This is a genomic window from Pseudomonas sp. VEM90 (genome assembly GCF_054611535.1).
Window position 1 is genome coordinate 1 of the sequence record NZ_JBTRAR010000022.1, and the last position, 11250, is coordinate 11250.

Annotated in this window: 12 protein-coding genes; 6 read left to right on the forward strand and 6 right to left on the reverse strand. The window is 62.9% G+C overall.

Going from position 1 to position 11250, the window contains the following annotated elements; genetic code table 11:
• Positions 1-215: 215 nt before the first annotated feature.
• From ACYCCG_RS19730 to ACYCCG_RS19740, 3 genes are all read right to left on the reverse strand, one after another.
• The gene (locus ACYCCG_RS19730) at positions 216-1223 is read right to left on the reverse strand and encodes an AI-2E family transporter (RefSeq protein WP_176683173.1); all 1008 of its coding nucleotides are present in this window, start codon (positions 1221-1223) and stop codon (positions 216-218) included.
• 69 nt (positions 1224-1292) lie between these two features.
• Positions 1293-1580 carry a PsiF family protein gene (locus tag ACYCCG_RS19735; RefSeq protein WP_014592571.1) on the reverse strand — a complete coding sequence of 96 codons (288 nt, stop codon included), beginning with the start codon at positions 1578-1580 and terminating at the stop codon, positions 1293-1295.
• 63 nt (positions 1581-1643) lie between these two features.
• On the reverse strand, positions 1644-2432 hold the full coding sequence (locus tag ACYCCG_RS19740; protein WP_459671545.1) for an AraC family transcriptional regulator: 789 nt from the start codon (positions 2430-2432) through the stop codon (positions 1644-1646).
• Between the two features lie 224 nt (positions 2433-2656).
• Here ACYCCG_RS19740 and ACYCCG_RS19745 point away from each other — a divergent pair, with 224 nt between their 5' ends.
• Entirely contained in the window at positions 2657-3538 is an 882-nt protein-coding gene (locus ACYCCG_RS19745) for a DMT family transporter (RefSeq protein ID WP_339536178.1), read from the forward strand.
• 1 nt (position 3539) lies between these two features.
• Here the strand turns inward: ACYCCG_RS19745 and ACYCCG_RS19750 are convergent, their stop codons facing one another.
• Positions 3540-4430: an esterase/lipase family protein gene (locus ACYCCG_RS19750; protein ID WP_209963162.1), complete on the reverse strand. Its 891-nt coding sequence runs from the start codon at positions 4428-4430 to the stop codon at positions 3540-3542.
• Positions 4431-4553: 123 nt separating this feature from the next.
• On the opposite strand from ACYCCG_RS19750, the gene osmE reads away from it, so the two are divergent.
• Positions 4554-4895 carry an osmotically-inducible lipoprotein OsmE gene (osmE, locus tag ACYCCG_RS19755; RefSeq protein WP_176683168.1) on the forward strand — a complete coding sequence of 114 codons (342 nt, stop codon included), beginning with the start codon at positions 4554-4556 and terminating at the stop codon, positions 4893-4895.
• A gap of 42 nt (positions 4896-4937) precedes the next feature.
• Complete coding sequence (locus tag ACYCCG_RS19760; protein ID WP_020192925.1) at positions 4938-5468, forward strand: ferritin-like domain-containing protein; 531 nt, start codon at positions 4938-4940, stop codon at positions 5466-5468.
• A gap of 37 nt (positions 5469-5505) precedes the next feature.
• Here the strand turns inward: ACYCCG_RS19760 and ACYCCG_RS19765 are convergent, their stop codons facing one another.
• The gene (locus tag ACYCCG_RS19765; RefSeq protein ID WP_459671546.1) at positions 5506-7572 is read right to left on the reverse strand and encodes an AsmA family protein; all 2067 of its coding nucleotides are present in this window, start codon (positions 7570-7572) and stop codon (positions 5506-5508) included.
• Between the two features lie 340 nt (positions 7573-7912).
• Here ACYCCG_RS19765 and ACYCCG_RS19770 point away from each other — a divergent pair, with 340 nt between their 5' ends.
• The 3 genes from ACYCCG_RS19770 (at position 7913) to ACYCCG_RS19780 (ending at position 10363) form a co-directional block, all read left to right on the forward strand.
• Positions 7913-8455 carry a hypothetical protein gene (locus ACYCCG_RS19770; protein ID WP_014592576.1) on the forward strand — a complete coding sequence of 181 codons (543 nt, stop codon included), beginning with the start codon at positions 7913-7915 and terminating at the stop codon, positions 8453-8455.
• A gap of 122 nt (positions 8456-8577) precedes the next feature.
• Entirely contained in the window at positions 8578-9213 is a 636-nt protein-coding gene (locus ACYCCG_RS19775; protein WP_209963150.1) for a TetR family transcriptional regulator, read from the forward strand.
• Positions 9214-9265: 52 nt separating this feature from the next.
• On the forward strand, positions 9266-10363 hold the full coding sequence (locus tag ACYCCG_RS19780) for an AGE family epimerase/isomerase (protein WP_176683165.1): 1098 nt from the start codon (positions 9266-9268) through the stop codon (positions 10361-10363).
• Positions 10364-10471: 108 nt separating this feature from the next.
• Here the strand turns inward: ACYCCG_RS19780 and ACYCCG_RS19785 are convergent, their stop codons facing one another.
• Positions 10472-11239 carry an SDR family oxidoreductase gene (locus ACYCCG_RS19785; protein ID WP_459671547.1) on the reverse strand — a complete coding sequence of 256 codons (768 nt, stop codon included), beginning with the start codon at positions 11237-11239 and terminating at the stop codon, positions 10472-10474.
• Positions 11240-11250 lie beyond the last annotated feature (11 nt).

Genomic DNA, 11250 nt, shown 5'->3' on the forward strand with positions numbered 1-11250 from the left:
TTGACCACAGGCCGCCGTGTAGGAGCGGGTTCACCCGCGAAAGGGCCGGGCCTGCTGGCCAATTACCACCCGCCGTTCACCGTTGCCGCCGCTACCGTATTCGCGGGTAAACCCGCTCCTACGCCCGGTCGGGGTGGACACACATCGGTGATTGGCCACAGGCCCCTGTAGGAGCGGGTTTACCCGCGAAAGGGCCGGTACAGGCCACTACATGATCAGACCAGCTCCGCCCGCTTCAGCTCACTCTTCAGATAGGCATAGTAGATGGGCCCCGCCACGACACCAGGCAGCCCGAACGCCGCCTCGAATACCAGCATCGCCAGCAGCAATTCCCATGCCTTGGCACTGATCTGCCCACCCACGATCCGCGCGTTGAGGAAGTACTCGATCTTGTGGATGACGACCAGGTAACCCAGCGCCGCCGCCGCCACCCAGATCGACAGCGACAGGCCGACGATGGTGATCAAGGTATTGGACATCAGGTTGCCGATCACCGGCAGCAGGCCCAGCAGGAAGGTCAGCACGATCAGCGTCTTGGTCAGCGGCAGGTGCACGTCGAACAGTGGCATCACCACGGCCAGGAAAACGCCGGTGAAGATCGTGTTGAGCAGCGAGATCTTGATTTGTGCGAACACGATGTTGCGAAACGCCTTCACCAGCAGGCTAAGACGCTCGAACAGCGCCGCCGCCAGGGGCTTGCGCCGGGAAACATCGGGAATGCGCTGCAAAGCGATGATGGCGCCGAGGATCATGCCGATCAGCAGCGTCACGAACATGTGTGCCATGCCCTTGCCCACCAACTGCAAATCGCTCAGGTGACTCTTGATCCAGTCGCCGATGGCCACCTTGAACTCTGCGGCACTGGCCGGCAGGTAGCCCTCGATGAAGGGTGGCAACTGACCGCGGGCCTGCTCGACCAGGGCAATGAACTTGTCCAGCGAGGCGCCGGGGTTTTCCGCCTCGTGCAGCAGGAAGCTGAAGGCACCGGCAATCAGCAGTGTCAGGGTGCTGACAACCAGCGTGCCGAGCAGCGCCACGGCCAGCCAGCGCGCACGCTGGCCAGCAAACAGCGGTTGCAGGCGCGGGGTCAGCATGTTGACCAGTTCGAACACCAGAAGACCGGCCAGCAGGCTGGGCAGCAACTTCAGGGGCAAAGCCAGCAGCAGCCCGGCCATGACGATGATCAGGCTGGCCAGGGTGATCTGACGGGGGGTAAAGGTCATACAGCCTCGACGGCAGACAGCGGGAATGCCGCAGTCTGCCAGCCTTGGCGGCGCAGGCATAGGCGCAGGTCATTTCTTCTTCAGGCAGTCACTCATGAACGCCTTGCGCTCGTCCCCCTTCAGGGCTTTGGTGGTGGCGTCAGCATTGCAGGTCTTCATTTTCTCTTGCTGGGTTTGCGGCACATCCTTTTTCAGGCAGGTGCTCATGAACGCTTTGCGTTCATCGCCCTTGAGGGCCTTGGCGGTGGCGTCGGCGTTGCAGGTTTTCATTTTTTCCTGCTGCGCGGTATTGGCAGCGAAACCTTGGGCACTGAACAACACCGCCAGCGCCAGTAACGGGATTTGCAGCACTTTCATGGAGTGGTCTCCTGGGCTCCGCGCCCGATGCACGGGGGTCGAGCTGAGTGTAGCCAAGAATGTTCAGCGCCCCGCACGCGCCTGCCGGCGGTACTGCTCGGGCGTACACCGGGCCTGGCGCTGGAACATGGCGATGAACGCCGAAGCGCTGCTGTAGCCAAGGTCGAAGGCAATGGCCTGAATCGGCAGGCCGGCTTCCAGCGCTTCGATGGCACGCAGAAAACGCAGGCGCAGACGCCATTCGCCAAAGCTGATGCCCAGTTCGCGCAGAAACTGGCGGGCCAGGGTGCGTTCGCTGACGTGCACGCGGGCGGCCCAGTCGGCCAGCGGGCGGTTGTCCCCCGGCTCGGCGCTGAGCGCGTCGAGCACCTGGCGCAAGCCATCGCTGTGGGCAAACGGCAGGTAGCAGGCCAAGGTGGGCGCCAGCAGCAACTGGTCAAGCAGTACCTGTACCAGGCGCTGGTCACGCTCGTCCTCGGCCACCTTGAGATTGCGCCGGGCGAAGTCACCGAGGATGGCCTTGAGGATGTCACTGATCATCAGGCTGCACGGGCGCGCTGGCAGGGCTGCGCACAGGCTGCGGTCGAGGTAGATGGAACGATAGACGATGGCCTGGGGGTTGTAGCAGCCGTGCTCGGTGTCGGGCGGCACCCAAACGGCGTAGTGCGGCGGCGACAGGAAGCGCTGGCCGGCCACATCCAGATGCATCACGCCGTGGGCGGTGTAGTTCAGCTGGCCCCAGGCGTGTTGGTGCACGGAGCTGTGGGTGTCGGCAACGAACTCGTCGTGGCGGAAGTACACCGGGGCCGGCAGTTGGGTGAACTGGGGGATATCGAGGTATTTACGCGGCATGCTGTCTGCTTTGCAGGGTCGGTTGTCTGGATAGAAGTATAGGCTTGTAGACAGACATTCGATAATACAGGCCTATCGAGGGCCTGCCTTGCTGGCTTTCGCGGGCTCGCCCGCTCCCACAGGATCTGCGCCAGCCTCCAGGTCTGTGTATCCCCGTAGGAGCGGGTCACCCGCGAAGGGCTGCAAAGCAGCCCCATTCCAGCCCCCAACGAGTACCCTGCTGCATGAATTACCTGTTCCCCCTCACCGCCATCCTCATCTGGGCCGGCAACACCGTGGTCACCAAGATGTCGGCTGGCGCCATCCACCCCGCGGAGATCGGCTTTTACCGCTGGCTGCTGGCCGCCTTGCTGTTCACCCCGTTCCTGCTGCCCGCCGTATGGCGCAACCGTGCAGCCATCCGTCCGCACCTGGCCAAGGTGTTCGTGCTCGGCGTGCTGGGCATGGCGATGTACCAGAGCCTGGCCTACTTCGCCGCTGGCATCACCAGTGCCACCAACATGGGCATCATCCTCTCGCTGATGCCGCTGATGTCACTGGCGCTGTCCATCGTCTGGCTGGGCCAGCGCCTGAGCTACGGTGCCTTGTTGGGCGCGGTGGTGTCATTCTTTGGCGTGCTTGAAGTGGTCAGCGCCGGCCACCCCGCCAGCCTGCTGCAGCAAGGGCTGAACAGCGGCGACCTGTTGATGCTGGTGGCCACCTTGGCCTATGCGCTGTACAGCTTCCTGCTGAAGAAATGGCAGCTGCGCCTGCCGCCGATGCAGCTGTTGTACCTGCAGATTCTGGTGGCCATCGTCGTGTTGCTACCGCTGTTCCTGCTGTCGGACAAGACCGGCCTGAACAGCCACAACATCGGCCTGGTCCTGTATGCCTGCGTACTGGCCTCGATGGTCGCGCCACTGGTGTGGATGCAGGCCGTGCACCGTCTGGGGCCCAGCCGCACCACGCTGTTCTTCAACCTGCTGCCGCTGGTCACTGCGCTGATCGCCGCCGTGGTACTCGACGAGCAACTGGCCAGTTACCACCTGGCTGGCGGCTTGCTGACCCTGGCCGGCGTAGTGCTGGCCGAACGCTGGACCACGCCGATCCCCCGCCAAGGCGCTTGAGCTAAAGCCCTGCCGCCTTGAGCCGGGCGGCATGTTCGGTGAACAGCCGCACCGGCTCGGCGCCTTTGCCCACGGCGCCGAGCGACTGGTTGACGATGTCCAGGTGATCGAGCGGGTAATCGTCGCCGATCACCTGCCCCAGGTGCGAACTGAAACGCCCGACCATGCCATCGCAATGGCCCTTTTCCTTGATGAAGCTGCGTGCGAACAGGCGGCAGAAGCGGCTGCTGCCGTCGAAGCGGTTGCGCCCCTGGTCTGTCAGGCCCGGTTGCAAGGTGCCGGACCAGGAGTAATAGCGTACGCCATTGACCTCATAAGCCCCTTCCCCACCCCAGGTTTGCGGCAGGCCCTGTGGATAAGCCTGGTTGAACAGTGCCACCCCGGCGCTGGTCAGCGACTGGTGCGAGGCGTGCACATCTACCGGCAGCGGCTCACGACGCCAGCCGGTTTCCAGCCACACCAGCAGCACGGCAAACCCATGCAGCACAGCCTTGAGGATGCGCCCCTGGGGTGAATCGCCCGGTGCCGTGCGTTCCAGGTGGTCGGCCAGCTCGGAGCCATGGTTGGGCCCCGCCACCGAGGTGACCGACGCCACCCGCCCCGGCCGTTTGGCCGCGGCGTAACGCGCGCTCAGGGCGCCCTGGCTGTGGCCGATGAGGTTGACCTTGTCGACGCCGGTACGTTGGCAAATGTCGTCAATGATCGCCAGCAACTGTTCGCCGCGCACCTCGCTGGAATGCAGCGGCGAAACCTGCACCGGAAACACCTGCGCCCCGCCCTTGCGCAAGGCCGGCACAATGCCGAACCAGTAGGGGTAGAGCACCATCCGGACAAACCCGAGCATGCCCGGCACCAGCACCAGCGGGTATCGCGTGGCCAACTCCTGCTGCATTGCCGCAGCTCCTTTGCGTGGACGACGGGTCAACACTACAGCGGCCATGATGACCATCGCAATCGAACTCCTGGCGCGCGCTGTGGTTCAAAACCACACAGACCCTTTGCAAGGAGCGGGACCATGTACAAGCAGACCCTGGCAATCCTTCTGGCAAGCGCCACCCTGGCCGCCTGCGGCAGCCGCCCGGAAAACCCGGTGGATTACGTTACCTACCGCGACGAGCCGCTGGTCAAACAGGTGGAGCACGGTATGACCATGCAGAAGGTCATCGCCATTGGCGGCAGCCCGTCGAGCGTGATCGACCTGCCGCACGGGGGCACCTGCAACGACTACATCCTCAACCACGCTGGCAATCAGCAACCCTACTACGTGCGCTTCGATGCCACCGGCCATGTCGATGCCAAAGGCTTCAAGACCTGCAAACAACGCCAAGAGGACAGCGACGCCCTGCATGGCGCGTAAGCCTGCGCTCCAACCTGACCCTGACCCCTGCTGGAGATAACCATGAGCAATGTTGAACTGACCGATGTGAAAACCCTGCGCGAGCGTGCACGCCAGCATGTGGAGCAAGGCGCAGTGACCGAGGGTTACCACGCCGACCGTGAGCAGATCCTGCGCCTGCTTAATGAATCGCTGGCCACCGAGCTGGTCTGTGTGCTGCGCTACAAACGCCACTACTTCATGGCCAGCGGCATCAAGGCCAGTGTGGCTGCCGAGGAATTTCTGGAACATGCCAACCAGGAAGCCGAACATGCCGACAAGTTGGCCGAGCGCATCGTGCAACTGGGTGGGGAACCGGACTTCAACCCCGACAACCTGACCAAGAACTCGCATGCCCAGTACGTGGCCGGCAACTCGCTGAAAGAGATGGTGCTGGAAGACCTGGTGGCAGAGCGGATCGCCATAGACAGCTACCGGGAAATCATTCAGTACATCGGGGATAAAGACCCGACTACCCGTCGTATATTCGAAGACATCCTGGCGCAGGAAGAAGAGCACGCGGACGATATGTCCGACCTGCTGCAAGGCCTTTGATTTCTGACACTCTCCTGGGGCCGCTTGCGGCCCCTTGCTATTTCCGCGCTTTCACTGTCGCCGGCGCCTTGCCTGCCTTCATCTGCTGCAACAACGGCGTGCACTGGTTCGGGTCATCCCCGCTGCTGGGCGCGATCAGCGCCAGCAACCCTGCCGCCGGCCCTGCAACCACACCCAGCGCAACCATCCCTGCGCCACGTAACGCCAGCGGCAGCGCCTGCACACCGGCGTTCGGTTTGGCGAACGGCCCGCGCACATACAGGGGTGAACGCAGCGAGAACAACCGCAGCCCTTTCGATTCCGGGGTGATGTTCAAATCCAGTTGCTCGGAAGCGAAATTCGCCGTGCCGTCGATGTAGATGATCGCGTTCTCGGTATCGAAGATGAACAGCCGCGTAGTCGCCAGGCCATCCTTGATGCCAACATCGGCCGCCGCACAGTTGATCTTCACGTCCTCATCACCAAACAGCTTGCCGACCACATAGTTGCCCACGTTCAACCCGGCAATTTCCATCAGGCTGCGGCTAATGGCGCCATCGTTGATCAGCATGCGCAGGTCGCCATTGGCTGTCCCCAGCAAGGCGGCTACCGAGTTGCCACGGCCGCTGATATCGGCGTCGCCATTGAGCTCACCAAAGCTGGTCTGCATCGGTGCAAAGGTGGGGAACAGTTGCTTGAGCTTGAAGCCGCGGGCAGTCAACTTCGCACGCCCCTGCAAGGGCACACTGCGCCCGTCCAGGCGGATGTTGGAGGCCAGGCTGCCGCCGGCCACGCCAAAACGCAGGGGCTCCAGGCGCAACAGGCCGTCTTCGAGCATCACATGGGCCGACAGGTCACTGAACGGCAGTTGCGCGCTGTGCACGATGCGCTTGCCAGCGAAAGTGACGTCAGCATCCATCGCGCGCCAGCGCTCGGTGCGAAACGCCTCCACTGGCAGCACCTTGCCCACAGGCTGCTTGCTGGCACCGCCGCGGGCCTTCTGTTCGGCATTGGAGTCGGCGCCGATCAGCGGCGCCAGGTCCTTGAACAGCAACTGGTTCGATACCAGGTTACCGGACAGTCTGGGCCGTGGCTGGCTGGCAACGAAGGCCAGGTCCCCGTGGATATCGCTGTCGCCGATCTTGCCGTTGAAGCCCTGGTAATTGAACGTCGCCCCTGGCGCCGCACGCAGGTTGGCGCTGAGGCGACCGTCGGTGGAATAGGCCGGGGTGTCAGGCAAGGTGACCCCGGTCAAGGGGTAGAGGTTACCCAGGCTGGCACCCGACAAACGCAGGCGCAGGTCGAGGGCGCCAAGATTACGCGGGTCGGTGAGGGTGCCGGCGAGGACCACATGGGTGTCGGCGATGCGCACGTCAGCCTGCAGCGGGAACGGCTGGCTGGCGTCCTGCAGGGCCAGCAGGCCACCGATCTTGCCGGTGCCGGACACTGGCTGGCCTTTATAGCGGCCCTGGGCCTTGAGGCCGAAGGCATAGTCCTGCGCACCACCGACCTTCTCGGCGCTGGCCTTGCCGACAATCTCACTGAACGGGATTGGTTTGCCAAGCGGGTCGATCTGCACCTTCATGCTGGTTTTCAGGGTCTGGTCGTCGAAACTGACATTGCCCTGATCGAAGCCGATGGCGCCGATGTCCAGCTGCCATTTGGAAGGTTCAGCGTTTTCATCCTTGGGGCCGAAGTCGAAGACCCAGTTGGCACGGCCATCGGCCAGGCGAGTGAGGCTGGCAGTGGGCTTGGTGAGGTTGATGCGGGGTATGCTGATCTGCTGGAACACCAGCGGCAGCGGCGCCAGGCGAAACTCCACGCGCTCAAGGCCGACCATTTTCGGCTCCTTGAGCCACTCGGGGTTGCCCAACGTCAGGTCTTCGGCAATGAAGTGCGGCCAAGGCACCCAGGCACGCCAACCGCCCTCTTCGGGCTCGGTACGCCAGTGCACGGCGAGGTTGCCGTTGATCGCGAAGGGCCGATGCAAGGCTTCGGAGACCTTCTCGTTGAGCAGTGGCTTGACGCGGTTCCAGTCAAAGGTGGCAATCACTACCACCAGGATCGCCAGCACGGTAAGCAGGCTGGCGAGGGTCCAGACGAGGATTCTGGCGGGACGCGTCATTGCGTAAATCTCCTTGCGGCATGACAGAAAACAGGCGCAGTGATCGCCTCAATAACTCCGACTGATGAAAACCCGTGAGGTTTTATCGATGGCGCCATGATAGCGAAGTTTTTCCTGGCCTCTTGCTCAGGAATTCGGCGCACCAGGACGTACCTGTTACCCACCGCCAACAATGCCATGGGGTTTCCAGAACGCCTGTAATGTCCGGAATAGAGGCCTTTCCAACCTCTATCAATATGGTCGATTGTTACCATTACCCATATGAACTTCTCTCTGGCGTTACGCGGCGTAGCATTGGCTCCGTACCCACTTTCCAGCCCCCGAGAGGAGCACCGAAATCATGAAACGCCATCTGCTGACCCTGACCCTGTCCCTTCTGGCCGCCAACGCTTTCGCCCTGCCAGCGTCCGAGCAACACCTGACATCCGAAGCGCGCTCCAGCGCTGCCGAAATTGCCCAGCCGCTGAAAACCGTAGCTGAAGGTGGTTCCGATCGACTGATCGAACGTACTGGCCGTGTCGCCGAAGGTGGCTCGGATCGCTTGATCGAACAAGCTGGCCGTGTCGCTGAAGGTGGCTCGGACCGCCTGATCGAACAAGCTGGCCGTGTCGCTGAAGGTGGCTCGGACCGCCTGATCGAACAAGCTGGCCGTGTCGCTGAAGGTGGCTCGGATCGCCTGATCGAACAAGCTGGCCGTGTCGCTGAAGGTGGCTCGGATCGCCTGATCGAACAAGCTGGCCGTGTTGCCGAAGGTGGCTCGGACCGCCTGATCGAACAAGCTGGCCGTGTCGCTGAAGGTGGCTCGGATCGCCTGATCGAACAAGCTGGCCGTGTTGCCGAAGGTGGCTCGGATCGCCTGGTTGAACTCAGCCGTGTGAGCTGATCGCCATGGCCGAAAAGAACAACTTCTGTCACAACGCTTGCTCCCCTCCAGGCCCGGTCCATTGACCGGGCTTTGTTTTTTTATCTAGAGTGCCCAGCCTGACCGTTACAGAAGCCCGCACCATGCTGCCGCGCGCCGAACAGAAGCTACAGACCCGCCAGGCCCTGCTCGATGCCGCCTGCCTGCTCATGGAGAGTGGCCGTGGTTTCGGCAGTATCAGCCTGCGCGAAGTGGCGAAGACAGCTGGCATCGTGCCGACCGGCTTCTATCGGCACTTCTCCGACATGGACGCCCTGGGCCTGGCCCTTGTTGCCGAAATCGACACCACCTTCCGCCAGACCATCCGCCTGGTGCGCCAGAACGAGTTCGAACTGGGCGGCATCACTGACGCCTCGGTGCGCATCTTCCTCGACGTGGTAGCCGCTCACCGCGCGCAGTTCCTGTTCCTGGCCCGCGAGCAGTACGGCGGTTCACAGGCCGTGCGCCAGGCCATTGCCCGCCTGCGCCAGGATATCAGCGACGACCTGGCTACCGACCTGGCGCGGATGAAGCGCTGGCAGCACCTGGACAGCGCCGCGCTGGCGGTGATGGCCGACCTGGTGGTCAAGACCGTGTTCGCCACCCTGCCCGAGCTTATCGACAACCCGGAAGCGGGTTATCCACAGGCCCTGACGCCTCAGGAAAAAATCACCCAGCAGTTGCGCTTCATCTTTGTCGGGGCACGGCATTGGCAGGGGCTCGGCAACCCAGGCTACTGAAAACCTCACTTCTGCTACCATGGCGCCCTGCCCGACAGCGACGAGCGCCTAAATGTCCGACCCCCGCCCCACCTTGCCCGAACTGGCCCGCTTCAACCAGCACTTCGCCGAACGTATCGTGCCGCTGTGGCAAGGCCCGGGCTGGAACGCCGACATGGCCCTGCCCTACGAAGCGCTGGACGCCCAGCACCATCCGTTGCCGGTGCAGCGCTACCGCGCCATGGCCTGTGCACGCCAGCTTTACCTGTTCAGCAGCCGTATCGGTCAGCCGGGTGCCGCCGAGCGTGCCGCAGCCCTGTTTCGCTCGCTGCAAAAGCACTTCCACGATGCCGAGCACGGTGGCTGGTTCTACAGCATCGACGCCCACGGCAAGCCGCTGGACCGGCGCAAGGACCTGTATACCCACGCCTTCATCGTGTTCGCCTGCGCGCACTACTGGGGCAAAGTGCGCGAAAGCCTGGTGGAGTCCACGTTGAATGCCGCGCTGGCCATCATCGACCAGCAGTTCGCCCGTGACGATGGCCTCTTCGAAGCCTGCCTGGGCGAAGACTGGGCCGACCTCGGCAGTGGCCCGCTGCAGAATCCGCAGATGCACCTGGCCGAAGCGTTCCTGCAGGTCCTGGCAGTGCGTGGCGACGAACATGTCCGCCAGTCGTTGCTGCAACTGTGTCAGGCGCTCGAGGCACACTTCATTGAACCGGCCCATGGCCTGATGCTGGAAAAGCCACGCGGGGTTGTGGATAACTGGTTCGAGCCGGGGCACCAGTTCGAGTGGTTCTATCTGTTGCATACCTCCCCGCTGCTGCGTAACACGCCGCTGCATGCCTCAATTGACCGGGCTTTCAGCTTTGCCGAACAGTTCGGGGTGAAAGATGCGGCAGTGCTGGCAATGCTGAATGTGGATGGCCGGGTGCTCGATGCCTCCCAGCGCATTTGGGCGCAGGCCGAGTATCTGCGGGCGCTTGCGTTGCGCGCGGGTGGCGAGGCGAAGCTGACGGAGCAGTTACAGGCGCTGGAGGCGCGGTTCCTGCGTGACGCCGGCTGGTATGAATGCAGGGATGGTGAGGGGGCGGTTAGCCGGCACGATATGCCTTCTACTACGCCTTACCATTTAGCGACCTGCCTGGAAGGGTTGCTGCGCCTGAGCTGACGTATTTGGCAGGCAAGCCTGCTCCCACAAGCTGCACTGCCCTTGAAGCTGTTGGGTCTTTGTGGGGGCCTCCGCCAATGGGCCGCAAGGCGGCCCCAGCGACGATTATCAGCCCTTGGCCGAACGATCGATCGAGAACCCTGCCCAGTCCTGGCTCACCGGCATCAGTTCCAGGCTGTTGATGTTGATGTGTGCCGGCTGATTGAGGATCCAGAAGATGGTCTCGGCAATATCCTGTGGCTGGATCGGCTCCGCACCCGCGTAGGTAGCATCGTACTTGGCCTGGTCGCCCCCGAAGCGCACCAGCGAGAACTCGCTCTCGCACAGGCCCGGCTCGATGTTGCTCACACGCACGCCGGTACCGCGCAGGTCGCAACGCAGGCTCAGCGAGAACTGCCCGACGAAGGCCTTGGTGCCGCCATACACGTTGCTGCCCGGGTACGGATAATTGCCCGCCACAGACCCGACATTCAGGATCGTCGCGCCACGGCCATGGGCGATGAGCCGTGGCAGCAGCAAACGAGTGGTGAACATCAGGCCCTTGATGTTGGTGTCGACCATGGTTTCCCAGTCGTCCAGGCTGCAGTTCTGCGCAGCATCCACACCCAGCGCCAAGCCGGCGTTGTTCACCAGACCGTGAATCTTTTCAAAGCCGGCCGGCAGATGGGCAATAGCCTGCTCCATGGCCTTGCGGTCACGCACATCCAGCACCAGGCCATGCACTTCGGTCTTGGTCGACAGTTCAGCGCACAGGGCATCCAGGCGCTCTTTGCGGCGCCCAGTGAGTACCAGCTTCCAGCCGGCTTCGGCGAAGCGGCGGGCGGTGGCCTCGCCGAAACCGGAAGTCGCGCCAGTGATGAATACGGTGGACGTCATGCTCTGTTCCT